This window comes from Achromobacter sp. FW305-C-13, assembly GCF_058783475.1.
Map to the genome: position 1 here is coordinate 339,784 of NZ_JBYSYN010000004.1, position 26,710 is coordinate 366,493.

General features: G+C 66.6%; 22 protein-coding genes. 15 read left to right on the forward strand and 7 right to left on the reverse strand.

Annotated elements, in window-relative coordinates; genetic code table 11:
* Positions 1-145 precede the first annotated feature (145 nt).
* Together AC3WMU_RS25190 and AC3WMU_RS25195 are read left to right on the forward strand one after the other, a co-directional pair.
* On the forward strand, positions 146-1,117 hold the full coding sequence (locus tag AC3WMU_RS25190) for an NAD(P)H-dependent flavin oxidoreductase (protein ID WP_035214045.1): 972 nt from the start codon (positions 146-148) through the stop codon (positions 1,115-1,117).
* Positions 1,114-1,851: an enoyl-CoA hydratase-related protein gene (locus AC3WMU_RS25195; RefSeq protein ID WP_006227248.1), complete on the forward strand. Its 738-nt coding sequence runs from the start codon at positions 1,114-1,116 to the stop codon at positions 1,849-1,851. Before AC3WMU_RS25190 ends, AC3WMU_RS25195 begins: the two co-directional genes overlap by 4 nt.
* Positions 1,852-2,055: 204 nt before the next feature.
* Here the strand turns inward: AC3WMU_RS25195 and AC3WMU_RS25200 are convergent, their stop codons facing one another.
* On the reverse strand, positions 2,056-2,889 hold the full coding sequence (locus AC3WMU_RS25200) for an enoyl-CoA hydratase/isomerase family protein (protein ID WP_006227249.1): 834 nt from the start codon (positions 2,887-2,889) through the stop codon (positions 2,056-2,058).
* 114 nt (positions 2,890-3,003) lie between these two features.
* On the opposite strand from AC3WMU_RS25200, the gene AC3WMU_RS25205 reads away from it, so the two are divergent.
* The 3 genes from AC3WMU_RS25205 to AC3WMU_RS25215 all read left to right on the forward strand — a co-directional run bounded on the left by AC3WMU_RS25205 (position 3,004) and on the right by AC3WMU_RS25215 (position 6,258).
* Positions 3,004-3,864: an NAD(P)H-hydrate dehydratase gene (locus tag AC3WMU_RS25205; protein WP_424626662.1), complete on the forward strand. Its 861-nt coding sequence runs from the start codon at positions 3,004-3,006 to the stop codon at positions 3,862-3,864.
* A gap of 139 nt (positions 3,865-4,003) precedes the next feature.
* On the forward strand, positions 4,004-4,237 hold the full coding sequence (locus AC3WMU_RS25210; protein ID WP_006227251.1) for a hypothetical protein: 234 nt from the start codon (positions 4,004-4,006) through the stop codon (positions 4,235-4,237).
* 407 nt (positions 4,238-4,644) lie between these two features.
* A complete protein-coding gene (locus AC3WMU_RS25215; RefSeq protein ID WP_006227252.1) occupies positions 4,645-6,258 on the forward strand; it encodes an ABC transporter substrate-binding protein in 1,614 nt (537 codons plus the stop codon).
* Between the two features lie 112 nt (positions 6,259-6,370).
* Here AC3WMU_RS25215 and AC3WMU_RS25220 read toward each other — a convergent pair whose 3' ends face one another.
* On the reverse strand, positions 6,371-7,291 hold the full coding sequence (locus AC3WMU_RS25220) for a LysR family transcriptional regulator (RefSeq protein WP_492283121.1): 921 nt from the start codon (positions 7,289-7,291) through the stop codon (positions 6,371-6,373).
* A gap of 180 nt (positions 7,292-7,471) precedes the next feature.
* Between AC3WMU_RS25220 and AC3WMU_RS25225 the strand changes: the two genes are divergently transcribed.
* The 9 genes from AC3WMU_RS25225 (at position 7,472) to dapD (ending at position 18,356) form a co-directional block, all read left to right on the forward strand.
* Positions 7,472-8,443: a M14 family metallopeptidase gene (locus AC3WMU_RS25225; RefSeq protein WP_006227254.1), complete on the forward strand. Its 972-nt coding sequence runs from the start codon at positions 7,472-7,474 to the stop codon at positions 8,441-8,443.
* 96 nt (positions 8,444-8,539) lie between these two features.
* Positions 8,540-10,171, forward strand: coding sequence for an ABC transporter substrate-binding protein (locus AC3WMU_RS25230; protein ID WP_454676064.1), 1,632 nt, complete (start codon positions 8,540-8,542; stop codon positions 10,169-10,171).
* Between the two features lie 45 nt (positions 10,172-10,216).
* Entirely contained in the window at positions 10,217-11,194 is a 978-nt protein-coding gene (locus AC3WMU_RS25235) for an ABC transporter permease (protein ID WP_006227256.1), read from the forward strand.
* Between the two features lie 6 nt (positions 11,195-11,200).
* Positions 11,201-12,118: an ABC transporter permease gene (locus AC3WMU_RS25240; protein WP_088591027.1), complete on the forward strand. Its 918-nt coding sequence runs from the start codon at positions 11,201-11,203 to the stop codon at positions 12,116-12,118.
* 132 nt (positions 12,119-12,250) lie between these two features.
* Positions 12,251-13,234 carry an ABC transporter ATP-binding protein gene (locus tag AC3WMU_RS25245; protein WP_088591028.1) on the forward strand — a complete coding sequence of 328 codons (984 nt, stop codon included), beginning with the start codon at positions 12,251-12,253 and terminating at the stop codon, positions 13,232-13,234.
* Positions 13,231-14,241 (forward strand): ABC transporter ATP-binding protein, encoded by a 1,011-nt coding sequence (locus tag AC3WMU_RS25250; RefSeq protein ID WP_492283122.1) that lies wholly within the window; start codon positions 13,231-13,233, stop codon positions 14,239-14,241. The genes AC3WMU_RS25245 and AC3WMU_RS25250 overlap by 4 nt, the downstream gene beginning before the upstream one ends.
* Positions 14,241-15,146, forward strand: a complete 906-nt coding sequence (locus AC3WMU_RS25255) for a prolyl oligopeptidase family serine peptidase (RefSeq protein ID WP_006227260.1) — start codon at positions 14,241-14,243, stop codon at positions 15,144-15,146. The genes AC3WMU_RS25250 and AC3WMU_RS25255 overlap by 1 nt, the downstream gene beginning before the upstream one ends.
* Positions 15,147-15,185: 39 nt before the next feature.
* Complete coding sequence (locus tag AC3WMU_RS25260; protein WP_006227261.1) at positions 15,186-16,316, forward strand: M20 family metallopeptidase; 1,131 nt, start codon at positions 15,186-15,188, stop codon at positions 16,314-16,316.
* Between the two features lie 1,056 nt (positions 16,317-17,372).
* Positions 17,373-18,356, forward strand: coding sequence for a 2,3,4,5-tetrahydropyridine-2,6-dicarboxylate N-succinyltransferase (gene dapD, locus AC3WMU_RS25265; RefSeq protein ID WP_315140496.1), 984 nt, complete (start codon positions 17,373-17,375; stop codon positions 18,354-18,356).
* A gap of 82 nt (positions 18,357-18,438) precedes the next feature.
* Here the strand turns inward: dapD and AC3WMU_RS25270 are convergent, their stop codons facing one another.
* On the reverse strand, positions 18,439-19,056 hold the full coding sequence (locus AC3WMU_RS25270) for a hypothetical protein (RefSeq protein WP_035214049.1): 618 nt from the start codon (positions 19,054-19,056) through the stop codon (positions 18,439-18,441).
* A gap of 154 nt (positions 19,057-19,210) precedes the next feature.
* Positions 19,211-20,065, reverse strand: a complete 855-nt coding sequence (locus AC3WMU_RS25275) for a class II glutamine amidotransferase (RefSeq protein WP_006227264.1) — start codon at positions 20,063-20,065, stop codon at positions 19,211-19,213.
* Between the two features lie 117 nt (positions 20,066-20,182).
* On the opposite strand from AC3WMU_RS25275, the gene AC3WMU_RS25280 reads away from it, so the two are divergent.
* The gene (locus tag AC3WMU_RS25280; RefSeq protein WP_006227265.1) at positions 20,183-21,244 is read left to right on the forward strand and encodes a threonine aldolase family protein; all 1,062 of its coding nucleotides are present in this window, start codon (positions 20,183-20,185) and stop codon (positions 21,242-21,244) included.
* Between the two features lie 28 nt (positions 21,245-21,272).
* On the opposite strand, the gene AC3WMU_RS25285 is transcribed toward AC3WMU_RS25280, so the two are convergent.
* From AC3WMU_RS25285 to AC3WMU_RS25295, 3 genes are all read right to left on the reverse strand, one after another.
* Positions 21,273-22,100 carry an AraC family transcriptional regulator gene (locus AC3WMU_RS25285; protein ID WP_006227266.1) on the reverse strand — a complete coding sequence of 276 codons (828 nt, stop codon included), beginning with the start codon at positions 22,098-22,100 and terminating at the stop codon, positions 21,273-21,275.
* An 18-nt stretch (positions 22,101-22,118) separates the two neighbouring features.
* Positions 22,119-24,182: a UvrD-helicase domain-containing protein gene (locus AC3WMU_RS25290; protein WP_035214051.1), complete on the reverse strand. Its 2,064-nt coding sequence runs from the start codon at positions 24,180-24,182 to the stop codon at positions 22,119-22,121.
* Positions 24,183-24,389: 207 nt separating this feature from the next.
* Positions 24,390-26,483: a primosomal protein N' gene (locus AC3WMU_RS25295; RefSeq protein ID WP_492283123.1), complete on the reverse strand. Its 2,094-nt coding sequence runs from the start codon at positions 26,481-26,483 to the stop codon at positions 24,390-24,392.
* Between the last annotated feature and the right edge of the window lie 227 nt (positions 26,484-26,710).

Below are 26,710 nucleotides of genomic sequence, written 5' to 3' on the forward strand. Positions count from 1 at the left end.
ACAGCAGTTCGGCGCATGCCGTTAAATAAAGATTAATTAATTACCGGACGGTCGGTAGGTAATTATAGGCACATCCGCCTCGGGGACTCAAGCCTGTCCGCTGGCGGCCTCTTCTGGACTGACCTGAACACAACGCGACGACGCTATGCCCCACTCTCTCGTGACAGATTTGTATGGCCAGATGTCCCTGCCGGTCATCAGCGCCCCCATGTTCATCGTCTCCAACCCGACGCTGGTAGTCGCCCAATGCACCAGCGGCATCGTGGGGTCGTTTCCCGCGCTGAACGCGCGCCCGCAAAGCCTGCTGACGGATTGGCTGGACGAAGTGCAGGCCGGCCTGGCCTCGTACCGTGAAGCGAATCCGGGCGCCGCCGTGGCGCCGTTCGCCGTGAACCAGATCATCCACCAGTCCAACGACCGCCTGGAGCAGGACCTGGCCGTATGCGCCAGCCACCGCGTGCCACTGATCATCACCAGCCTGCGCGCCCCCGGCGACCTGGTCAAAGGCGTGCACGACTGGGGCGGCAAGGTGTTCCACGACGTCACCACCATCCGCCACGCCGAAAAAGCGCTGGAAGCCGGCGTGGACGGGCTGATCCTGGTCTGCGCAGGCGCAGGCGGCCATGCCGGCACGCTAAGCCCCTTCGCACTGGTGTCCGAAGTGCGCCGCTTCTATGACGGCCCGTTGATCCTGTCGGGCGCCATCACGTCCGGCGCACACGTGCTGGCGGCGCTGGCCATGGGCGCCGACTTCGCCTACATGGGCACGCGCTTCATCGCCAGCGAAGAAGCCAATGCCAGCGAAGGCTACAAATCCGCCATCGTCGAGGCCAGCGCGTCCGACATCCTCTACACCCCGTTCTTCACCGGCATTCCCGGCAACTACCTGAAGGCCAGCATCGCGGCCGCCGGGCTGGATCCGGCCAACCTGCCGCAGCCGGACAGCGGCGCGTCCAACTTCGGTTCGTCCCGGGTCAAGCCGTGGAAAGACATCTGGGGCGCGGGCCAGGGCGTGGGCGGCATCGCCAGCATCGAACCCACCCGCAAGATCGTCGACACGCTGCGCCGCGAGTACGACGAAGCCCGCGCGCAATTGGCCGCCAGGACCTACGCATGAGCGCGGGCCTGAAGGTGGCGCGCGACGGCGCCGTCCTGACGCTGACCATCGATCGCCAGGACCGCCGCAACGCGCTGGATACGGCGACGTACGCGGCCTTGACCGAACAGATCTCGCTGGCGTCGGCCGACCTGTCGGTATCGGCGGTGATCCTCACCGGCGCGGGCGAACACTTCACGGCCGGCAACGACCTGCGCGACTTCCAGGCCGAACGCGGCGCGGGCGACAGCGCCGGCCTGACGTTCCTGCGGGCCCTGACCACGGCGGAGGTGCCGGTCATCGCTGCGGTCGAGGGCTACGCCATCGGCATCGGCGTGACCCTGCTGCAGCACTGCGATTTCGTCCATATCGGCGAAGGCGCCACCTTGCGCATGCCGTTCGTGGCGCTGGGCCTGTGCCCGGAAGGCGCCTCCAGCCTGCTGATGCCGCGCCTGGCCGGACGCCGAGCCGCCGAATGGCTGCTGCAGGGCAAGGCGTTCTCGGCCGCCGACGCGCACGAGGCGGGTTTGGCGACCTCGGTCGCGCCCAAGGGCCAGGCGCTTGCGGCCGCGCAGGCAACCGCCGCCGACCTGGCGCGCCAGCCGCCCGCGGCGCTGCGCCTGACCAAGGCCATGATGAAACGCGCCGACCGGCAGGCCATCCAGGAAACGCTGGACTACGAAGCCCAGCAATTCCGCGCCCGCCTGCAAACCGAAGAGGCGCAGGCGGCGTTCGCGAAGTTCTTCAAGAAATAGCGGCGTGCGTGAAGATGGGTTGCGCGCGCTGCGCTACGGCGCTTTTGCGGCGGGGTTTTCGCGCTCCACCCATCCTACGGGGCAAGACCGCCGCTTGTAGGATGGGTGGAGTGCGTTCCGGCGCCCCAAAGCACACTGAGGCATGCCGCACGTAACCCATCACTGATGCATGCGGCAGATGGGTTGCTCGTGCAACCCATCGCTTCAGAACGGCGAATCGGGCCGGAAATTGGGCGCCCGGCGCTCTCGCAGGGATTTGACCCCCTCTTTGACGTCCGGCCCGCCGAAGCCCATGAATTCCAACGCGAGCGACGTGTCGAAGGTGGGGCCAGCCATGCGCAGCCAGTTGTTCAGCGAATACTTGGTCCAGCGAATGGCGGTCTGCGAGCCGGCGGCCAGCTTGTTGGCCACTTCGAAGGCGCGGGTGATGAGCTCGGCCTCGTCCACGCACAGCGACACCAGGCCGATGCGCTCGGCTTCCTCTCCCGTGACGGTTTCGCACAGCATCAGGTAGTACTTGGCGCGGGCCATGCCGCACAACAGCGGCCAGACGATAGCGGCGTGGTCGCCCGCGGTCACGCCCAGGCGGGTGTGGCCGTCGATGATCCGCGCGTCGCGCGCCGCGATCGAGATGTCGGCCAGCAGCCCGGCCACCAGCCCCGCGCCCACGGCCGCGCCATGCATGGCGGACACAATGGGCTTGCTGCAATTGATGATGTTGTAGACCAGGTCGCGGGCTTCGCGCCAGACGCGGGTGCGCACGTCGAAGTCGTCCGCCATCTGCTGCACCAGGTCCAGGTCGCCGCCGCCGGAAAAGCCCTTGCCTTCGCCGCGGATCACCACCACCCGGGTGTCGGGGTCGGTGTCGATATCGCGCCAGATATCGGCCAGTTCGCGGTGCATGCGGTCGTCCGCCGTGGACAGCTTGCCCGGCACGCCGCCCTTGGCGCCCATGATCAGTTCCAGCACGCCGCCGGGATGCCGGCGCAGCTTCAGGGACTCGTAGGCCGAATAGTGTTGCAGCGTGATATCAGTCATTGTCTTCTCCGCGTTGTCTTTACCAGTGGGGCAAGCCTGAGGCCGGCGCGTTTTTGCGAACTATAGTGGATACATCGGCGTCCACCCGCCGACAGCCCGAAGGAGCCTCACCCCATGAACACCCCCGCCCCGTCCGCCGGCGCCCCCATCGACCGCGCCAGCCTGCCTGCTCTGTTCGCCCCCCGCGGCGCGGACACCCACAAGGGCAGCTTCGGCACCGTCGGCATCGTGGGCGGCGGCCCGGGCATGGCGGGCGCGGTGTTGCTGGCGGGCCGCGCCGCGCTGAAGGTGGGTGCCGGCAAGGTGCTGGTCGGCTTTGCGCAGGACGCGGCGCCCCTTGCCTGCGACCCGCTGCAACCCGAACTGATGCTGCGCGACGCGCGGTCCCTGCTGGAGGAGGACTGGGGCATCACCGCCTGGGTCGCCGGCTGCGGCATCGGCACGGGCGCGCTGGCGGCCAATATGCTGTCGGAACTGTTCGTCCTGCGGCATGAAGCCCCGCTGGTGCTGGACGCCGACGGCCTGAACCTGCTGGCCCAGGGCGACATCCAGCCCAATTGGGGCCCCGGCCCCGTCGTGCTGACCCCGCATCCCGCCGAAGCGGGCCGCCTGTTGGGACTGACGGCCGCACAGGTGCAGGCGGATCGGCGGGGCGCGGCCTGGCAACTGGCGCAACGTTTCAATGCCTGGGTGGTGCTCAAAGGCGCCGGCACCATCGTCTGCTCGCCGGACGGCAGCCGGCGGACCAACACCAGCGGCAACCCCGGACTGGCCACCGCCGGAACGGGGGACGTATTGGCCGGGATGCTGGGATCGCTGATCGCCCAGAAGCTGCCCTTCGAACAAGCCGTGTCCGGCGCCGTCTGGCTGCACGGCACCGCGGCCGACGCACTGGTGGCCCGCGGCATCGGCCCTATCGGGCTGACGGCGGGGGAGCTCGCGGATGCCGCCCGCGCCCTGCGAAATGGCCGCTAAGGGGCAAAAAGCGCGCTAAGTCCCCGTCGCATAAACATTTTTACAACATACTAGGGTTTTCCCCTAAAAGGTCGTTGCTTTTAATTTAGGGTTATCCCTATAATGGTTTACCCCAAGACGAAACGGACTGGAGAAGACCATGAGCGAACTGACCTTGAATAGCACTGCCCGCCTGACCGACGCGCTGGAGCGCGACCTGCTCCGCGGCGCTCTCGAGAACCAACCGAATTCCCACCCGCTGACCAACCTGAAGAAGGCTGGCCAAACCGTGATGGCCGCTGTCGCCAGCGTGTTTGCCTTCATCGACGAAGTGAACGAATCGATGAACAAGGCCCGCGCCGCCAGCTCGCGCTTCTCCGGCTCTCAGTGGTAAGTACAGCTGCGCTGGACTGAATCGCGACCGATCTCCCGCGATTCAGCCCGGCGCGCTGCCGTTGCAACGGCCTGCTTGGCCGGTCCAAGCACCCCGTTCGGCGGACTCCGGCGCCTGCCCCTCACCGGCGCCATCGCGCCGCGCCGGCTCCCATTCATGCTGTTGGGAGCCCTCGCGACGCCCTCCCGGCCCTGCTGCCGCACCCCTCCTCTCGGCGTTTTCCCTAGCGCCCGATTCGCCGTTCTTCATTGACAGCGCGCGAAGCCCCTACCGATAATCGGCCCCTTGCCGTCGTGCCTGGCGCCAAACACCGTAAGCCCCCCGGCCGGCACCCGCTGCCCGCCCGGCCCGCCCGGTGGTTCTTGCGCAGGCACGATCCGGTTCGTTATCCATCCGGAGTTGTCACCATGAAGTTGCGCACCACCCTGGCCCTTGTGGCCGCCGCCATCCCCTTGGCAGCCGCCCAAGCCCAGACGCTGAAGATCGGCCTGTCGGCCGAACCCACTTCGGCAGACCCCCACTATCACAAGATGACGCAGAACGACGCGTTCTCCGCGCACGTCTACAGTTCGCTGGTGGGCCGCAGCGCCGACATGAAACTGACGCCCCAGCTGGCCACGTCGTGGAAGAACCTGGACGACCTGACCTGGGAATTCAAGCTGCGCGACGACGTCAAGTTCTCCAACGGCAAGCCGTTCACGTCCGAGGACGTGCTGTTCACGATCTGCCGCACGCTGAACAACGAAACCAACGTGTCGCAGTCCTACATGGACATGACCAAGCGCATCACCGACGTCCAGACGCCGGATGCGCACACCGTCATCATCAAGACCGGTGAGCCCTTCCCGCTGATGCCCGCCGAACTGGCCCGCTCGCTGCCCATCGTCTGGAACGGCATCGTCGAGCACGGCAAACTGACGTTCGACCCGAAGAAGGGTTGCGGCGTGACCGGCGCCTGGCCGACGGTGGCCGACTTCAACAACGGCAAGGACGCCATCGGCACCGGCCCGTACACCCTGAAGTCGTACGTGAAGGGCACTGGCATCGAGCTGGTCCGCAACGAACAATATTGGGGCGAGAAGCCCTACTGGAAGGAAGTGAAGTTCGTGCCGGTGCCGTCCGCCGGCCCGCGCCTGACCGGCCTGCTGTCCGGCGACTTCGACATGATCGAAAACCCGGCCGCCCGCGACCTGCCGCGCCTGAAGGACAACCCGAAGTTCGGCTTCGTGGCCACGCCGTCCACCCGCCTGGTGTTCTTCCAGCCGGACGTGGGCCGCAACCCGAGCCCGTTCGTCAAGACGACCGACGGCAAGAACCCGCTGCAGGACCTGCGTGTTCGCAAGGCTATTTCCATGGCCATCGACCGCAAGACCATCACCGCCCGCATCATGGACGGCATGGCCACCCCGGCCTACCAGTTCATGCCCGACGGCATGTTCGGCGCGCTGCCCAAGGCACCGGAAATCAAGTACGACCCGGAAGGCGCCAAGAAGCTGCTGGCCGAAGCCGGCTACCCGAACGGCTTTGAAATGACGCTGTCGTCCACCAACGACCGTTACGTCAACGACGGCCAGGTGGCCCAGGCCGTGGCCCAGTACCTGGCCCGCGTCGGCATCAAGACCAACGTGGACGCCATGACGGCCTCCATCTATTTCCCCAAGCGCGCCAAGCGCGAGTTCAGCTTCTCGATGGGCGGCTGGCCGGCGGAAACGGGTGAAGCCTCGGCGCTGTTCCAGCTGTGGGTCGCGTCCCTGGATTCGCCCAACAGCCTGGGCACCAGCAACTACGGCGGGTTCTCCAACGCCGATTTCGACAAGGTGTACAAGCAGGCCATCGTGACGGTGGACGCGCCCAAGCGTGAAAAGCTGCTGCAGGAATCCACCCAGATCGCCCTGGACAACGTGCCGCTGATCCCGCTGCACTTCGAAAGCAGCATCTGGGCCTTCCGCAAGGGCATCACCTACGAAGGCCGCCGCGACCAATACACGCTGGCCACCTCGGTCACGCCCGAAAAGAAGTAATCAGGTCCGCCTGAACGACAGAACGGCTGCCTTCGGGCAGCCGTTTTTTTTCGCCCCGCCACGAGAGCCGGCGCCGGGGGCACGCCGTATGGCCAGACCTTATGGCCGCCCCTTATGGCCGCCCCGCCGGGCCCGCCGCCAGCGCCTGGTCCAGTTCCCGGGACAGCAGTTCGATGAACGCCTCTGCCTTGGGCGGCAGCACCCGCCCCGGCATCACCTGGATCTGCAGCGTGCGCGATTGCAGCTCGACGTTGGAAATCGGCACGGCCACCAGTTCGTCGCGCCGCAGGCTCCACGCCACCGAGATATAGCCGCTGAGCATGATGGCGTCCGTGCCGAACACGAAACCGTGCAGGGGCGAGGAATCGTTGCACGTCAGCACCGGGTCCAGTTGCACCGATTCCAGCGCGCAGCCCATTTCGAAGAGCTGGCGCGTGGTGGTGCCCGCCCCGGTCAACGCCAGCGGAAAATCGCTGAGGTCCTGCAGGCTGACGCTGCGATGGCCGGCCAGCGGATGGTTGGACGCCATGACGGCGTGCACCGGCGCGCGGCGCGAATACCGCACGCTGACCCCATTGACCCGTTCGGCGATGAACGTCATGCCCAGATCGGCCCCGCCTTCCGCCACCCGGCGGCTTACCTCGGCCGGGGATCCCACGAAGAGGTCGAAGCGGATATTCGGCCGTTCCTGGTGAAAGCGCGCCATCACCGACGGCACGAAGATGCGCGCGACGCCTTCGACCGCCGCCACCCGGATCTCGTTGCGCGCCATGCCGCGGGCGGCGGCAATCTCCTGCAAGACCGACTCAGCCTCAAGCATGGTGCGCCGGGCGTGCGCCAGCAGCAACTGGCCCGCAGGGCTCAGGACCATGCCCCGGGCGGCGCGCTCGAAAAGCGGCGCCCCCGCTTCCTCTTCCAGCTTGGCGATCTGCCGGCTGATTGCCGACACCGCCACATGCAGGCGCTCGGACGCGCCGCTCAGGCTGCCCGCCTGGGCAACCTCCAGAAAGTACTTCAGGGCGATTCCGTGCATGTTCAAGCCTCGCTGCCGGCGCAGACCTTTGCCTTTTCAGCAAAGCTGCCGATAAATATTCTAATTGTAGAGAAAGCTGCCAAACTCCTAGAATTCGCGGGGACCGCATCGCACCGGTGCGCGAATGAAGCTCGCCTGGCCCCAACCCCTATACAATCCCCTCGCTTCATCGGAGTTCCCATGCCCACGTCCCCGTCCGCGCCCCGTCCGCGCCCTTTCCTGCTTGCCTGTCCCGACCTGTCGGCCGAACGCCTGGGCAATACGGATACGCCGGGCGTCTGGCATTTCGATTCGGGCGTGCCGGGCAAGCGGGTCATGCTGAGCGCGCTGATCCACGGCAATGAGCTGTGCGGCGCCTGGGCGTTGAAGGAAGCGCTGGCTGCCGGTCTGCGTCCGCGCCGCGGTTCGCTGACGCTGGCGTTCTGCAACCTGGCCGCGTTCGACCGTTTCGACGCCGCCAACTACGCCCCCGCGCGCTTCGTCGACGAAGACATGAACCGCGTCTGGAGCGACGACAAGCTGGGCCTGCCGATCAGCCAGGAACGCCGCCGCGCCGCCGAGATCCGCCCGTGGGTGGAACAGGCCGACTGGCTGCTGGACTTCCATTCGATGAGCAATTCCGACGTGCCGCTGCAACTGACCGGCATGGAACAGCGCAATATCGACCTGGCGCTCGCGCTGGGCAACCCCGCCACCATCATCGCCGACGCCGGCCATGCCGCCGGCGTGCGCATGCGCGATTACGGCCGCTTCGGCGAAGCGGGCGACAACGGCACGCGTTCCCTGCTGATCGAATGCGGCTTTCACGGCGCACCCGAGGCGCGCGGCGTGGCCGTGGACCAGATGGCGCGCTTCCTGCTGGAAGCCGGCACGGTCGATGCCCAAGACATCCCCGCTGGCTGGGTCGCGCCCGGCGCCCCGGCGCAGCGCGCGCTGCGCGTAACGCATGCGGTGGCCGCCAAGAGCGCCGACTTCCGTTTCGCCGAGCCCTGGAAGGGCCTGGAAACGCTGGCGGCCGCCGGCACCGTGATCGGCTGGTCCGAAGGCGAACCCGTCGCCACCCCCTACGACAACTGCGTACTGATCATGCCGTCCACCGCGAACCTGCGGCCCGGCGTGACGGTCGTCCGCCTGGCCCAGCCTATCGCCTGATCCGCATCCCTGATTCACCACGAGGGAGCGCCCGCCAGAGGCGCCCTTCGGCACGACGAGCACGACCGGCACTACCCATAACAACTAGGGAAAAACATGTCAGCCCAGGTATTCATCCGCAGCGCCTTGCTGGCCTGTACGCTCGCCGCCTGTACGGCGGCCGTCCAGGCCCAGACCCCGCCCTCTACCCTGAAGATCGGCCTGTCGTCCGAACCGACGTCGATGGACCCGCACTACCATCAGGCCACGCCGAACGATGCGATGACCTCGCACATGTTCGAGACGCTGGTGGGGCAGGACGCCAAGATGGCCCTGATCCCGCGGCTGGCCACGGCCTGGAAGGCGGTGGACGACACCACCTGGGAATTCAAGCTGCGCGACGGCGTGAAGTTCGCAAACGGCCAGCCCTTCACCGCGCAGGACGTGATCTTCACGTTCTGCCGCGTGATGAACAACGAACAGTCCATCGGCGGCTCGTACCCCGCCGTCGTCCAGAAGTTCGCTGATGTGCAGGCGCGCGACGGCAACACGCTGGTCATCAAGACGCACAAGCCCTATCCGCTCTTGCCCAACGACCTGACCCGCACCGCCATGCTGTGGAGCGGCATCGTCGAGCACGGCCCCATCACGTTCGACCTGAAGAACAAGTGCGGCGTGACGGGCCCCTGGCCCACGGTGGCCGACTTCAACGGCGGTCGCGACGTGATCGGCACCGGCCCCTACACGCTGAAGTCCTACGTGAAGGGCACCGCCATCGAACTGGCCCGCAACGACGGCTACTGGGGCGACAAGCCTGCCTGGCCGGCCGTCAAGCTGGTGCCGGTGCCTGCGGCGGGCCCGCGCCTGACGGGCCTTCTGGCCGGCGATTTCGACCTGATCGAAAACCCCGCCGCCCGCGACGTAAAGCGCATTTCGCAAACCCCGGGCTACGGCTACGTAATCACGCCGTCCGTGCGCGTGGTGTATTTCCAGTTTGACGTGGCCCGCAGCCCCAGCCCCACGGTCAAGGCCGCCGACGGCAAGAACCCCTTGCAGGACGTGCGCGTGCGCCGCGCCATTTCGATGGCCATCGACCGCAAGACCATCGCCGACCGCATCATGGACGGCGCGGCCACCCCCGCCAACCAGTTCCTGCCCGACGGCATGTTCGGCACGCTGCCCCATCCGCCCGAACTGAAGTACGACCCGGAAGGCGCCAAGAAGCTGCTGGCCGAAGCCGGCTACCCCAACGGCTTCGAACTGGCCGTCTCGTCCACCAACGACCGCTACATCAACGACGCCCAGATCTCGCAGGCGGTGGCGCAGTACCTGTCCCGCGTGGGCATCAAGACGACCGTCGACGCGATGACGCGCTCGGTGTATTTCCCCAAGCGCGCCAAGCGCGAATTCAGCTTTGCGATGGGCGGCTGGTCATCCGAAACCGGTGAAGCCTCGTCTTTCCTACAATACTGGGTTACCCGGTTCGACAAAGCGCAAGGCCTGGGCACCAGCAACTACGGCGGTTACGACAACCCCGAGTTCGACGGCGTGTTCAAGCGCGCGCTGGTAACCGTGGACCCGGCCGAGCGGGAAAAGCTGCTGCAACAGTCCCTGACCCTTGCACTGGCCGACCTGCCCAGCATCCCCCTGCACTTTGAAAGCAGTATCTGGGCGTTCAAGAAGGGGCTGGCCTACGAAGGCCGGGCCGATCAGTACACCCTGGCCATGTCGGCCAAACCCGCCAAGTAAGCACGCGGCGCCAAGAAACCCTGAGCCCACCAAGGAAATCATCACGTGGCCTTGTTCATCCTACGCAGACTGATACAGAGTCTGTTCGTGCTGCTGGCCGTTTCGGTCGTGGTCTTCTTCGCGGTGTACGCCGTGGGCGACCCGATCGAACTGCTGGTCAGCCCCGAAGCCAGCCAGGCCGCCCGCGAGGCGATGATCGCCCGCCTGGGCCTGGACCTGCCCGTGTGGCAGCAATACACCGGATTCCTGTGGCGCGCGCTGCACGGTGACCTGGGCACGTCCTTCGTGCACGGCATCCCCGCGGTCGAACTGATCGTGCAACGCATCCCCGCCACCTTCGAGCTCGTCTTCGTGGCCATCATGCTGACCTGTGTGGTCGGCATCCCGCTGGGGCTCGTCGCCGGCCTGTACCGCGACGACTACCTGGGCCGCGGCATCATGGCGTCGTCCGTGCTGGGCTTTTCGCTGCCGAACTTCTGGCAGGGCATGATGCTGATCCTGCTGTTCGCCGTCTGGCTGGGATGGCTGCCCGCCACCGGGCGCGGCGACACCGTCACTGTGCTGGGCGTGCGCCTGTCCATCCTGACGGCCGACGGCTGGTCGCACCTGATCATGCCGGCCATCAACCTGGCGCTGGCCAACATCGCGCTGGTGCTGCGCCTGACCGCCTCCGGCGTGGTCGAGGCCCGCAGCCAGGACTACGTGAAGTTCGCGCGCGCCAAGGGCGTCAAGCCCGGCCGCATCGTGCGCCGCCACATCCTGCGCAACATCCTGATCCCGGTCGTGACCGTGATCGGCATGGAATTCGGCAGCCTGATCGCCTACTCCACCATCACCGAGACCGTGTTCGCATGGCCCGGCATGGGCAAGCTGCTGATCGACAGCGTCTACCAGCTGGACCGCCCCGTGGTGGTCGCGTACGTGATGCTGGTCACCCTGATCTTCGTGGTCATCAACCTGGTTGTGGACATCCTGTACGCCGCGCTCGACCCGCGCGTGCAGCTCGTGACCCCCGCTCAATAATCCGCCATGGCTAACTCTCCCAATCCCGGCCGCACCCGCACCGTCCAGCCTCTGGCTGAGACGCCGCAGCGCGCCTCCATCCTGAAGAAACTGCGCGCGCGCCCCACGGTGCGCGGTTCGGTAATCGCGCTGGCCATCCTGGTGGTCCTGGTGATCTTCGCCCCGTACTTTGCGCCGCAGAACCCGTATGACCTGGCCAACCTGTCGCTGATGGACGGCCGCCTGGCGCCGCGCCAGGCGCTGATGGACGGCAGCATCGCCTGGCTCGGCACCGACGACCAGGGCCGCGACATGCTCAGCGCCATCCTGTATGGCCTGCGCATCAGCCTGATGGTGGGTCTGTCCGCCGTGGTGCTGGCCACCGCCGTCGGCGGCGCGGTCGGCCTGGTCGCCGCCTATGTCGGCGGCCTGGTCGACACCGTGCTGATGCGCATCGTCGACTTCATCCTGGGTTTCCCGACCATTTTGGTGGCGCTGGTGCTGCTGGTGGTGCTGGGGCGCGGGGTCGACAAGGTGATCCTGGCGCTGGTGCTGGTGCAATGGGGCCACTACGCCCGCATCATGCGCAGCCGCGCGCTGCAGGAGCGCCGCAAGGAATACGTGGAAGCGGCCGCCAACCTGGGCTTTCCGGCCTGGCGCATCATGGTGTTCCACCTGCTGCCCAACTGCCTGGGCCCCGTCATGGTGTTCGCCACCATCCAGATCGCCACCGCGATCGCGCTGGAAGCGACGCTGTCCTTCCTGGGGGTCGGCGTGCCGATCACCGAGCCGTCGCTGGGCCTGTTGATCTCCAACGGTTTCCAATACCTGCTGTCGGGCGACTACTGGATCAGCCTGTTCCCGGGCATCGCCCTGCTGGTGCTGATTCTTTCCATCAACATCGTGGGCGATCGCCTGCGTGAAAGCCTGGACCCCAAGCGATGACGCCCACCCCCGAAGCGCTACGCGCTTCCCCCTCAAGGGGGCATGCCTGCGGACCGGCAAAGCCGGCTCCGCGGCATCCCGATCGGGCGGCGCCCGTTGCACGCGCTGCCAGTGGCGCAATGGACAACTGAAATGAGCGAAACCCTTCTTGATGTGCGCGGACTGCGCACTGCATTCCATACCGAGGCCGGCGCGTATCTGGCGGTCGACGGCGTCGACCTTACCGTGCGCCGCGGCGAAATCGTCGGCCTGGTCGGCGAATCGGGTTCCGGCAAATCCGTCACCGGCTTCTCGCTGCTGGGCCTGATCGACCCGCCCGGGGAAGTCGTGGACGGCGAAGTGAAGTTCAAGGGCACCGACCTGCGCAAGCTCTCGGAAGAGCAGATGCGCCAGTTGCGCGGCAACCGCATCGCCATGATCTTCCAGGACCCGCTGATGACGCTCAACCCGGTGCTGCGCATCGGCGAGCAGATGATGGAAGCCATCCTGACGCACGAGAACGTGTCGCGCGCGCAAGCGGAAGAACGCTGCCGCGAGGCGCTGGCCATGGTCGGCATCCCGTCGCCGGAAAAGCGCTTGAAAAGCTATCCGCACGAGTTCTCGGGCGGCATGCGCCAGCGCGTGGCGATCGCCATCGCCATGCTGAACAAGCCCGACCTGATCATCTGCGACGAGCCCACCACCGCGCTGGACGTCACCATCCAGGGCCAGATCCTCTACCGCATGCAGGAGATCTGCCGCGAGCACAACACCGCGCTGATCTGGATCACCCACGACCTGGGCGTCGTGGCCGAACTGGCCGACCGCGTGGCCGTGATGTATGCCGGCCGCATCGTTGAAAGCGGCCCGGTCGAACAGGTGCTGGAATCGCCGCGCCACCCCTACACCAAGGGCTTGCTGGATTCGATGCCGGGCGCCACGCAACCCGGCGCACGCTTGCACCAGATCAACGGCATGGCGCCCAGCCTGGCCGGCCGCCCGTCGGGCTGTGCGTTCCGCCCGCGTTGCACCCGGGTGATTCCGCGGTGCACCGAACAAGCCCCCTCCGTCACCACCGAAGGTCCGCGCAGCTATCGCTGTTACGTGCCGATAGCCCGCGAGGCACAAGAAGCATGAGCCAAGCCGATACCCCCGTCATCGAGCTCAAGAACGTCCACAAGCGCTTCGAGCAGCGACCCGACCTGGCCCAACGCATCCTGGCCCTGACCGGCCGCCCCATCGACCGCCGCACGGTGTATGCCGTCAACGGCGTGGACCTGTCCATCAAGCGCGGCGAAGTGGTCGGGCTGGTGGGCGAGTCCGGCTGCGGCAAGTCCACGCTTGGCCGCGTCGTGGCCGGCCTGCATCGCCAGACCGAAGGCGAACTGCGCTATCTGGGCCAGGACGCCGTGCGCCTGCGCGGCGCTGAAAAACTGGCCTACACGCTGGGCGTGCAGATGATCTTCCAGGACCCGCAGGCATCCTTGAACCCGCGTCAGCGCCTGCGCCAGATCCTGGGCGAATCGCTCAAGGTCCACAAGCTGGCCCCGCCCGCCGAGATTCCCGGCCGCATCGACCAGGCCCTGAAGGAAGTGGGCCTGGACGCCGAATACCGCGACCGTTTCCCGCACCAGATCTCGGGCGGCCAGCGACAGCGCATCGGCATCGCCCGTGCGCTGATGGTGGCGCCCAAGTTCCTCGTCTGCGACGAACCGGTCGCCGCGCTGGACGTGTCGATCCAGGCGCAGGTGATCAACCTGTTCATGGACCTTCGTGAGCAGCACCGCTTCACGTATCTGTTCATCAGCCACGACCTGGGTGTGGTCAAGCACATCTCGGACCGCGTGGCGATCATGTATCTGGGCAAGATCGTAGAGATCTCCACCGCGGCCGAGATCTTCGCGCGCGCCAACCACCCCTACACCCAGGCCCTGATGGCCGAAGTGCCGGACGTGGCCCGCCGCGGCCGCAAGTTCACGCCGATCAAGGGTGAAATCCCGTCGCCGCTGAACCCGCCCCCGGGCTGCACGTTCAACCCCCGTTGCCCCCACGCCATGCCGCGTTGCCGCGAGCAGGCGCCGGTCCTGAAAGAAATCTCGGCGGGCCATTGGTCGGCCTGTCACCTGAATGAAGCGAGCGCCTGATGAAACCCTCCGACATGTCCAACGTGGACCGCATCGCCATTGAAATGGGCCATGCGGGCCGCAACGCCATCCTGTACGTGGATGAAGACCGCAACTCCGATCGTCCGTTCAAGCTGCAGACGTACCGCCCCTACGGCTACACGCCGGACCGCCCGGTCGTCATCGTGCAGCACGGCGTGCTGCGCAACGGCGACGAATACCGCGACTTCTGGGTCGAGGCGGCCGACAAGCACAAGCTGCTGATCGTGGCGCTGACGTTCTCCAACGAGATCTGGCCCGGCGTCGAAAGCTACAACAACGGCCGCGTGTTCTCGGCCGGCGGCAATCCGCGCCACATCGACGGCTGGACGTATGCGCTGGTGGGCAACGTCATCCGCGACATGATCGACGGCGAAATCACCGACGGCCAGAACATCTACCTGTTCGGCCATTCGGCCGGCGGCCAGTTCGTGCACCGCCTGATGAGCAGCCAGTCGCATGCGCCGTTCAAGGCCGTCGCGGCCGGCAACCCCGGCTGGTACACGTTGCCCACGTTCGACTTCCCGTTCCCGGAAGGCATGGACGGCGTCGGCCTGACCGAAGAACATCTGGTGAAGTTGCTGGCCTACCCGATGACCATCCTGGCGGGCGATCAGGACATCGCGACCGACGACCCCAACCTGCCGTCCGAGCCGGCCGCCATGCGCCAGGGCCCGCACCGCTTTGCGCGTGCGCAGAATTACTACGAGTTCGGCAAGAAAGAAGCCGAACGCCGCGGCGTGCCGTTCGGCTGGACGCTGCAAGTGGTGCCCGGCATCGGCCACGACGGCCGCGCCATGTCGGCCGTATGCGCCAGCCTGTGGTTCGACGGCAAGATGCCGGATGCCGCCGAGCTGGCCCGCCTGGCCGGCCAGCAGGTCGCCTGATCGCCCTCTTCCTTTCCATCGCTGAATACCGATACCGCCATGTCCAACACTCAGAGCACTGAACAGATCGTCGCCGGCATCCAAAGCTGGCTGCAATGCGAATCGCCGTCGAACTTTCCGGAAGGCATTGCCGCGATGGCGCGCATCATCGCCGACTACGCGGCGGCCGCCGGCCTGACGGTGGAACTGTCGTCGCTGGGCCCCACCACGGGCCCGCTGCTGTACGCCACCAACCGCGCCCCCGGCGACACGCGCCCCGGCATCCTGATCCTGGCGCACATGGACACGGTGCATCCGGTCGGCACGCTGCTGGAGAACCCGGTGCGCATCGACGGTGACCGCCTCTACGGCCCCGGCAGCTATGACATGAAGGCGGGCATCTACCTGGCGCTGACGGCGCTGGCCGGCGTGGCCCGCCCGGGCGCGACGCAGCTGCCCGTGGACTTCCTGGTGGTGCCCGACGAAGAAACCGGCAGCCACGCCTCCCGCGTGCACATCGAACGCTTCGCCGCCAACGCCAAGTACGCGCTGGTCTGCGAACCGGCCCGCCCCAACGGCGGCAAGTGCGTCACCGCGCGCAAGGGCACGGGCATGCTGAACCTGAACGTCAAGGGCCGCCCGGCCCACGCCGGCATGCAACACGAAAAGGGCCGCAGCGCGATCCGCGAAATGGCGCACCAGGTGCTGGCGCTGGAAGCGATGACCGACTACGACCGCGGCATCACGGTCAGCGTCGGCACGATCGCCGGCGGCACGGTCACCAACACGGTGCCGGCCCTGTGCCGTTGCGTGGTGGATTTCCGCGTGCCGGACATGGGGGCCGCGGAAGACGTGCTGCGCCGCATGCGCGAGCTGTGCGCGGTGGGTCCGGATGTGGAACTGGACATTAACGTGGAACTGAATCGTCCGCCGATGGTGAAAACCGAAGCGGCGGCCAATCTGCTGGCGCTGGTACAGGGTTACGCAGATCGCGCAGGTTTCCTGCTGGAAGACGCCCCGATGACCGGCGGCGGCAGCGACGCGAACTTCACATCGGCGATGGGTATTCCGACGTTGGACGGTCTGGGCGCCGACGGCGACGGGGCACATACGTTGAATGAATATATTCTGGTGTCGACGTTGGAGCAGCGCTTGAAGTTTTGGGAATTGTTGCTTCGGGAATTGGCTTAGTTTTTTTGTGCCGTTGATGGTTCTTTAGACGCCCGTCACGGCGGTCCCGCGGGAAGTGCGGGTCAACGATTGCGGTCCGGAGCCTTCGCTCCGGACTTCCCCGTCGTCATCTTCGTCACTGCCTGCGGCAGTTCCTTCAGATTCCCTCGGGCTTATCGACTCCCCGCACTTCCCGCGGGACCGCCGCGACGGGCTCTGCTGGCTGCAATCTGACGGTCGCTGGGGAGAACCGTGTGCTTGCGTTCTCGTCAACAATTTTGAGGGGCGAAGGATCTTGCGATGCCCGCTCCCCGCCGGCCGCGCGGGCGGCCTTGGGGCGCTTACGCATTGTCTTGCGCCGTGATGTGATTGATGGTGCTCCGTAGGATGGGTGGAGTGCGATCCGGCAGGCCCAAGTACACGGGCGTATGCCGCACGTAACCCATCATCGATGCCCGCCACCATGATGGGTTACGCGCGATGGACGCCCGTGTCCTCATGCCGGATTTGCCGCGCTCCACCCATCCTACGACGCACGATCAGCCGGATCGCATCGACAGTCTTCCTATTAGACGGGTGGCGCGCGCAGGTCTGGCTACGCACACAGCTCTGCCGCGCGCCACCCGTCGCTCCACTCCACCCCGTGACTGCGGGGATCATTAGCAAACTGCTCTTCACCGGCGCGTAAGCGATCACCGCTCCGACGCCTCGACAATGCGTATGCCTCAAGCGGCCGCCTGCGCGGTCGCTTGAGGCGGGCCACGCAAATCTCGTCAGTAAACAGCGCTCTAGCAGCGCATCGAACTCAGACGGCGCAGCTCGTCGTTGGGGTCGGGTGGGTGGCGCGCAACCTTGATGCGCCCGAGGGAATCTGAAGGGAAGGCCGCAGGCCTGGACGAAGATGACGACGGGGCAGTCCGGAGCGAAGGCTCCGGACCGCAATCGTGGGCGCGCGCCACCCACCCGACCCCAACGACGGGCGTCCCACGAAGACCTGAAGGACGTCCAACGAAGATCTGCCCCCCGCCGCCTCCAATCGCCTAGAATCCTCCCAATTCCAGTCCAGAACTCCCCGCCATGTCCGCCGCCCCCGCACCTCAAAGCGCCATCGCCTACGGCCTTGCCACTCTTGCCGCCGACGGCACCATTCTTGATACCTGGTATCCGCGTCCGTCGCTAGCCGATCACACCCCTGCCGGCGGCACCCGGCATCTGACGCCTGAAGAAGCGCGCGCCGCGCTTGGTGAGCACGTTCCCACGGCCCTCATCCGGGACACACGCCGCAAAGTCGACATCGTTGCCGTCCGCACCGCGATCCCCTCGCTTGCCGAAGCGCCTGTCGACGCGCATGACGCCTATCTGCGGCTGCATCTGCTCAGCCACCGGCTGATCCGCCCCCATGACGCCAACTTGGACGGCCTGTTCGGCGTGCTCGCCAACGTCGCGTGGACCTCCGTCGGGCCCTGCGCCATCGACCAGGTCGACGCCTTGCGCTGGCAGTTGCGCGCCATCGGCCAGACCCTCGAGATCCGCGGCATCGACAAGATTCCCCGCATGACCGACTACGTCGTGCCCGGCGGCGTGCGCATCGCGGACACCGCGCGCGTGCGGCTGGGCGCACACCTGGCGGCAGGCACCACCGTGCTGCACGAAGGGTTCTGCAACTTCAACGCCGGCACGCTCGGCGCGTCGATGGTCGAAGGCCGCATCAGCGCGGGCGTCATCGTCGATGACGGCACCGACATCGGCGGCGGCGCCTCCATCATGGGCACCATGTCCGGCGGTGGCAAACAGGTGGTGTCCATCGGCAAGCGCTGCCTGTTGGGCGCCAACTCGGGCCTGGGCATCTCGCTGGGCGATGATTGCGTGGTCGAGGCCGGCTGCTACGTCACCGCCGGCACACGCGTGCTGACGCCGGAAGGCGCCGTGGTGAAAGCCGTGTCGCTGGCGGGCCAGCATGGCCTGCTGTTCCGCCGCAACTCGCAGACGGGCGCCGTGGAGTGCCTGGTGCGCACCGCCGCCTGGGGCACCTTGAACCCCGCGCTGCACGCGGGGCATTGAATGGAAAAGGGCCGCTGCAAGCGGCCCTTTCTTCATCCGGGAAAAGCCGGCGCGCCCGGCGCCGCTTGGGGTCGTGTCCCGGTCAGGCGTATTCCGCCGTCTGCCCCAACTGGTCGTACACCAGATTCACCAACAGGTCCGAGCTCAGGATGCGCGTGGCCAGGCACGAGAACACCGTCTTGCCGCTGTCGTCTTGCAGGGTGACCGTCTCGGTCCAGTCGTTCAGGTCGATGCGCTTGAGCGACTCGTAGGGCCACGTGGCGCCGCCGATGTGCAGGCCTTGCGCCGACAGGGCCAATTCCTGCGTTTCCAGGCCAGGGAACTCGCCGGCCTTGATATAGCGGAACGGAACGCGCGTGCCATTGGCGATCATGGCTTCCAGCACGGGCAGGCGCTGCTCGACGTAGCGCGAGCGGAATCCGTCCATGAATGCGGGAAATTCACTGGTGCCGCTGGGCACCACGGTCCAGTCTTGGGCCGAATCCGTGCGGTAGGCAAAGCTGTCTACCTGAACCGCCGCGGCCGGGCCGGAGGCGAACAGGCAAAGATCCTGGATGTCCGCGAAAGCCGCGTAATTACGCGTGTCGCCATGCTGGCTGACCACGCCCTTGTCATGCAATTCAAAGCGATCCGGGGCGCTCCCCGTGTGCGTAAACACCGCCAATGCGTCAGATGCCTGCGGGGTTTTGCTATTAGTCATGCAACTTCCTTATTCAGTTAGGGTGCTTTCGCGGCCCAGGACGTCGCAAAGTCATGCGACACGCATTCTCCCCCATATGAGGAATACGTGCTTGATGACCCCTTTTATCGCCGATAAAGGTGTCCGCCAAGGGGACACCAAGCACCCGCTTGCGTCACGCGCCCGGCGGAATGGGCACGAAGGGATGGTGCTGCACGTCCCCGCCCCCGGCGATGATCGCGGTCGCCTCGGGCACCTCTTCCCAGGCTCCGGGCATCTCGCTCAAGGGTTCGGACAGCAGCAGGAAGGCGTTCTCGTCCAGCGCGGCGATCTGCGCGTCCTGCGGATACAGTTCGCGCAGGTGGCGCACGCAGGTGTTGTGGAACAAGGTGCGCGATTCGGCCTCGCTGGAATAGCGCACGGCGATCAGGCGGTGGCCGTCCAGTGCGCAGACGGTCATGTTGATGGGATGCGTGACGCCATGACGCCGCCCGGTCTCTTCCACCGCGCCCACCATGCGGGCCAGCGCCGGGATCGGGTCTTCCTCCAGGCCGAACGTCAGCGCCAGCAGGAACATCACCTCGGAATCCGTCGACCCTTCCAGCGACCCGAAATACGCCGGCGCGATCATCAGCATCAGATCGCGGCGCAAGAGCGGATAGTCGCGGATGACGCCGTTATGTACGAACAGCCACTGCCCGTGCCGGAACGGATGGCAGTTGGTCTCTTGCGCGGGCGTATCGGTGGCCGCGCGGATGTGCGCGACGAAGAGCGGCGCATGGATCGCGCGCGCCGCCTCGCGCAGGTTGCGGTCGTTCCAGGCGGGATGCACGCTGCGATAGCGGAACGGCGGTTCGGGAGACTGACCCGCCGGGGCGCGGCCATACCAGCCCAGGCCGAAGCCGTCGCCGTTCGTGGTGGTGGCGCCCAGGCGAGCGTGCAGGCTCTGGTCGATCAGCGAGTGCTTGGCTTTGAAGAGCACGCTCTCCATCTGCAGGGGACTACCGGTGTAAGCCAGCCAACGACACATGACGCACTCCTTCAAGACAGACTTGACCAGTGTAGGAGCGACCCGCAATTTTCTACAAGCTTGCCCGTCCGCGCCGCGGCATAGTGGCCTTTTCCCCGCATCAGCCGGAACTTGCCTGTGACTACGCCCTCATCCGTCCCCGCCCTGCAACAGGGTTTTTCCAGCGACAACATCGCGGGCGCCAGCCCGGAAGTCTTCGACGCCCTGCTGCGCGCCGGCACTGGCCAGGCCCCGGCCTATGGCACCGACGACGGCTCCTTGCGCGTGCAGCGCAAGCTGGCCGACATTTTCGAACGCGACGTGGACGTGCTGCTGGTGCCCACCGGCACCGCCGCCAATTCCATCAGCCTGTCAGCGTTGACGCCCCCTTGGGGCGCCGTGCTGTGCCACGCGCAGGCCCACATCGCCAATGACGAATGCGGTGCGCCCGAGTTCTACACAAACGGGGCGCGCTTAAAGCTCCTGGGTGGCCAGGCCGCCAAGATCGATCCGGCAGAACTGGCCGTGGAAGCCCGCCGCAAAGTGGGCGACGTGCACTCGGTCCAACCCTCCTGCGTCAGCATCACCCAGGCCACCGAAACCGGCGGCGTCTACACGCTGGATGAAATCAACGTCATCGGCGGCATCTGCCGCGATGCCGGCCTGCCCTTGCACATGGACGGCGCGCGCTTTGCGAATGCGCTGGTCAGCCTGAACTGCACGCCGGCGGAAATGACGTGGAAGGCGGGCGTAGAGGTCCTGTCGTTCGGCGCCACCAAGAACGGTGTGCTGGGCGCCGAGGCCATTGTGCTGTTCAACCCGGAACGGGCCCGTGAACTGGAGTTCCGCCGCAAACGCGGCGGCCATCTGTTCTCGAAGATGCGTTTGCTGTCGGCCCAGCTGGAAGCGTATCTGGACAACGACCTGTGGCTGCGCAACGCACGCCAGGCCAACGCCATGGCCGCGCGGCTGGCGGCCGGCATGCAAGGGCTGCCGGGCGTGGCGCTGCAAGGCACCGTCGACGCCAACATCCTGTTCTGCCAATTGCCTGCCCAGGCCATCGAAGGCCTGCTGGCCGATGGCTTCCGCTTCTACCACGACCGCTGGGGTCCGGGCGTCGTGCGCCTGGTGACGTCGTTCGCGACGCAGGAGCAGGACGTGGACCACTTCCTGTCGGCGCTGCGCGCGCAAGTCGCTTAAGACCTGTGCTCGCGTGCGGGTCCGCGGCCTAGGCCGCCGGCTGGTACGCCGAAGGCGGCGCGCCGTAAGCCATGCGGAAGGCGCGGTTGAAGTGGCTCTGGTCATAGAAGCCCACGTCCGCCGCCACCTGGGCCACCGACACCCGCTCGGTGGCCAGCGCCGCGCAGGCGCGCTCCAGCCGCAACCGCACCAGCCACGCGTGCGGCGTCAGGCCAGCCGAATGCGTGAAACGCCGCAGGAACTGGAAGCGGCTCAATCCGCATAGCCGGGCCAGGTCGTCCAGCGCGATCTTCTCGCACAGGTGCGCCTGGCAATAGTCGCGCACGGCGTGCAGATGCGTGGACGACAAGCCGCCCTTGACCGTTTCGGGCTGCACGGCGCCGGTACGCGCGAACAAGGCGCCCATCAACGCCAGCGACTGCGATTCCTGCGCCAGTGGCTCATCCGGCGCACCCGACATCCACACGCTGTGCAACGCCATGAAACGGGCGGCCAGCGCGGCGTCTTCCACCAGCGTCGCAGAGAAGCGTTCATCCGCAGCCGCCCCCGACACGTCTTCGATGAAGCCGCGCATCAGCTCGGCCGACAGGCGGAAGGTCTTCAGTGTGTACGAAGCACCATAAGCGTCGACGCCCGCGCCATCGTGGATCTCGCCCGGCGGCATCAGGGCAAGGCCGCCGGGGCCCAGCAGGATGCTCGTGCCGCGGAAACACTGGCGCTGCACGCCCTGCGTCACCAGGCCGATGTGATAGTCCACATGGTAGTGGCGGTCGAACTGGAATTCGCTGAACCGCGCCTGGCCCAGCACCAGCCCCGGCGTGCCGGGCACCGGGTGATATCGGACGTCGTCTTTCATGGCGTCGGCTCCCGCGCGCTACTTCTTCAACAGCGCCTTCAGCATCGCCATGCGCTCCTTGGGATTCATGGCGGCCGTGGCTTCGTCTTCCTGCACCCGCACATCGCCCAAGCCCATCTCTTCGATGAAGCGCGACGGTTCCCGCACCAGGTCTTCACGGGCGCGGCGGCGACGCTTGCACCAGCTCAGATTCAGGCTGCGCTGCGCACGCGTGATGCCCACGTACATCAGGCGGCGTTCTTCCTGGATGCGCGTGGCCAGATTCTCGGCCGCGCGCGCCGGGTCGCCGACTTCGTCGTCCTTGCCCAGGTGAGGCAGCAGCCCCTCTTCCACGCCGGCCAGATACACGTGCGGATACTCCAGGCCCTTGGAGGCGTGCAGCGTCGACATCTTCACGGCGTCGGGCTCTTCTTCTTCGCCGCGCTCCAGCATGGTCACCAGCGCCACGTGCTGCACCAGGTCGAAGAGCGTCATGTTGTCTTCTTCGGCCTTGCGCTTGAGCCAGCCCGTCAGTTCCAGCACGTTCTGCCAGCGCGTCTGCGCCGGACGTTCCTCGAACAATTCGAACAGGTGGCGCTCGTACTGGATGGCTTCCACCAGGTCGTCCAGGATGACGCCCGCGGGTTCGGCGGGCGCGGCGTCCTTGGCCGAAGCCGCGCCGCGTCCGGCGCGCCACTGCATGCGGCGGATGAACTCGGCAAAGGTGCGCAGCGGGTCCAGCTGGCGCGGCGCCAACAGGCTTTCCAGGCCGGTTTCGGCCACCGCCGCCAGCAGCGAGATCTCGCGCGAGGCTGCATACTGACCCAGCACCTGCAGGGTCGCCTGGCCGATGCCGCGCTTGGGCGTGGTAGCCGCTCGAATGAACGCGGGGTCGTCGTCGTCATTGGCCAAAAGGCGCAGATACGACAGCACGTCGCGCACTTCGGTCTTGTCGAAAAAGCTCTGCCCGCCCGAGATCGTGTACGGAATCTTCAGATTGCGCAGCGCCTGCTCCAGGATGCGCGACTGGTGGTTGCTGCGGTACAGGATGGCGAAATCCTTCCACTGCGCCTGGCGTTCGAAGCGCGAGGCCGACACCTTCATGGCGATGGATTCGGCTTCCTGCTCTTCGCCGTCCATCGCCGACACCAGGATCGGTTCGCCCACGCCCAGGTCTGACCACAGCTTCTTGTCGAACAGCTTGGGGTTCTTCTCGATGACCTGGTTGGCGGCGGCCAGGATGCGCTGCACCGACCGGTAGTTCTGCTCCAGCTTGATGAGCTTGATGTTGGGGTAGTCGGTCGTCAGCTTGGCAAGGTTCTCGATCGTGGCGCCGCGCCAGGCATAGATTGCCTGGTCGTCGTCGCCCACCGCCGTGAACATGGCGCGCGACCCGGTCAGCAGCTGCACCAGGCGGTACTGGCACACGTTGGTGTCCTGGTATTCGTCCACCAGCAGGTAGCGCACGCGGTTCTGCCAGCGCGTGCGCACTTCCTCGTTGCTGGCCAGCAGCAACGCGGGGATGCGGATCAGGTCGTCGAAGTCCACCGCCTGATAGGCCGCCAGCGTGGCCGCGTAGCTGCGGTAGACGTTGGCCGCTTCAACATCGCCCGGCGTGACCGCCTCTCGCGCGGCGTCGTCCGGCTCCAGCAACGCGTTCTTCCACAACGAGATGATGCCTTGCACGTGGCGCAGGCGGGCCTTGTCGGTGGTGGCCAGCAGTTCCTGGATGATGGACATGGCGTCATCGGCGTCCAGGATCGAGAACGTGGGTTTCAGGCCCGCGTTGCGCGCCTCTTCGCGCAGCATCTTCACGCCCAGCGAATGGAACGTGCTGATGATCAGGCCCTTGGACAGCTTGCGGTCCACCAGGGTCTTCACGCGCTCGTCCATCTCGCGCGCGGCCTTGTTGGTGAAGGTCAGCGCCACCACGTTGCGGCCCATGTAGCCGCACTCGCGCAGCAAGTAAGCGATCTTCTGCGTGATCACGCGCGTCTTGCCGCTGCCGGCGCCGGCCAGCACGAGGCACGGGCCGTCCAGGTAAAGCACCGCCTCTTTCTGGGCGGGATTCATGCCTTGGCCAATAGATTCGCTTGCGGACATTTTGAGTTGGGTCGTCATGCATCGCGCTCGCCGCAACGCGGATGCGGCCGCCAGGCGCAGGGCCGGCAGCCGCCCGTCAGCGGGCTGGTACTACGCGAGAAAATGGGGACGGGCGCAGCCGCCGATGCGGGCCTGCCGCGCCAGCGCGATAGAGGAAGACGATCATAGAACAATCGGATGGATGACGCATCGGCAGATGCCGAGGGGTCAGATCTCCAGCGGATCGACTTCCAGTTGCCAGCGCACGCGCGCCTCGTTGGCAATGTAGGGCAGATGGTGTGACCATGACGCCAGGAACGCCTGCAGGGCCGGCCGGCTGCTGCTTTCCACCAGCAGTTGCGCGCGTTCGATATTGGCCACCCGCACCACCCGCAGCGGCACCGGGTCATACAGCATGATCGCGTCCAGGCCCGGAAAGTCGGCCGCCCACTCCCCTTCGGGCAGCACGCGCGCGCGTTCCAGGAAAGCCTGTGCCACCTTCAACTCGCGCGCCTCGGCCGTCAGCAGCGCCTGGTAGACGAACGGCGGCAGGCCGGTGCTTTCGCGTTCATGCAGCGCGTGCCGCGCAAAGCCCGCGTAGTCGTGACGCAGCAGCGCCTGGTAGACGGGCTGCTCGGGATAGCCGGTCTGGATCAGCACCTCGCCGTTGCCCTGGTGGCGCCCGGCACGGCCGGCCACCTGCATCAATTGGGCGAACAGACGCTCGGGCGCGCGGAAGTCATGCGCGAACAGCATCGAATCGGAATTCAGCACGCCCACCAATCCCAGGCGCGCGAAATCGTGGCCCTTGGCCACCATCTGCGTGCCCACCAGGATGTCGACCTCGCCCGCATGCACCGAGGCGAACAGCGCCTCGGCGCTGCCCTTCTTGCGCGTGCTGTCCGCATCGATGCGCAAGATGCGCGCACCGGGAAAAAGCTCGGCCAGATGCTCTTCAATGCGCTGCGTGCCGCGGCCCATCGGCGCCAGGTCCTGGTCGCCGCATTCGGGGCATGCGCGGGGCACAGGCGCCTGATAGCCGCAATGGTGGCACTGCAGGCGGTGGCCGCGGCCGTCGGTGCGATGCAGCACAGTAAAGGCCGTGCAGCGCGGGCAATTACTGACCCACGCGCACGACTGGCAATGCAGCACGGGCGAATAGCCGCGCCGGTTCAGGAAGATCAGCGACTGCTCTTTGCGCTCCAGCCGCTGGCCGATCGCCTCCAGCAGATGCGGCGACATACCGTGCTTCATCTGCAGGCGGCGCGTGTCCACCAGCCGCATCGACGGCAAGCTGCTGGATCGCGCGCGCGCCGGCAGCGTCAGGCGCAGATAGCGGCCGCGCTCGGCGTGCTGCCACGTTTCCAGCGACGGCGTGGCTGAACCCAGCACCACGGGAATGTCCAGGTCATGGGCCCGCCACACGGCCAGGTCGCGCGCCGAATAGCGCAGGCCGTCCTGCTGCTTGTAGGAGGCATCGTGTTCTTCGTCCACGACGATCAGGCCCAGCTTGCTCAAGGGCGCGAAGATCGACATGCGCGTGCCCAGCAGCATGCGCGCGTCGCCGCGCTGGGCGCGCGCCCAGGCCTGCAGGCGTTCGCCGTCGGACAAGCCGCTATGCATGACGGCCAGGCCGTCCGGGCCCACCAGCGCCTCGAGGCGGGCGCGCAGCGCGCCTTCCAGCTGCGGCGTCAGGTTGATTTCGGGCACCATCAGCAGCACCTGGCGCCCCTGGGCCAGCACGCGTTCGGCGGCCCGCAGGTACACCTCGGTCTTGCCGCTGCCCGTCACGCCATGCAGCAGCACGGGCTTGAAGCCGGCCAAGGCGCCAATGGCGTCCACGGCGGCCACTTGGGCCTCGTTCAGTTCGGGCGGCTGGTCGGCCTTGGCCGGCGCGCGCGCCGTCTTGCGCTTGCGGTTGTCCAGCCGCGCCACCGGCCCGCCCGCCGACCGTTTGCCCTGATACGCCGTGGGTTTGCGCAAGGGTGGCGGCAAGGTCGGCAGCATTACCTCGCCCAGGGGCCGCTGGTAGTACTCCGCGGCAAACCGCGCCAGGCGCAGCCAGTCCTCGTCAAAAGGCGGCAGGTCGTCCAGCACTTGCTCGATGGGGCGGATCTGCTTCGGGTCGAACGAGGGCTCGGCCGGGTTCGCCACCACCACCCCGATCATCTTGCGCCGCCCGAACGGCACGATCACCCGCAGGCCCACCGGCACGGGGGTCTCGCTGCGGTAATCGAAGGGGCCGGGCAAGGGCACGTCCAGCGCCACGCGCACCCAGCAAACCGCTGCGGGAGTCGTCGTAATCGGCGGCGCTTCAGACATGGATGCTGGGAGGGTGCATGGGGCGGGTAGGACCTGGTTGGCGGGAAATTGCTAAGGAAGGCGCAGCGGGGCAATTGTCGCCCCAATGCGTCGGCTTGCTCCAGCCCCCGCCTGTGGATAACTTTGGGGAAAAGGCTGGGGCAACGTCAAGATTTGGAATAAGCGTAGATTGCGCACGCTGTTGCAATCCGGTGGAAAACTTGATTTTTGTCTATTAAAACAATGAC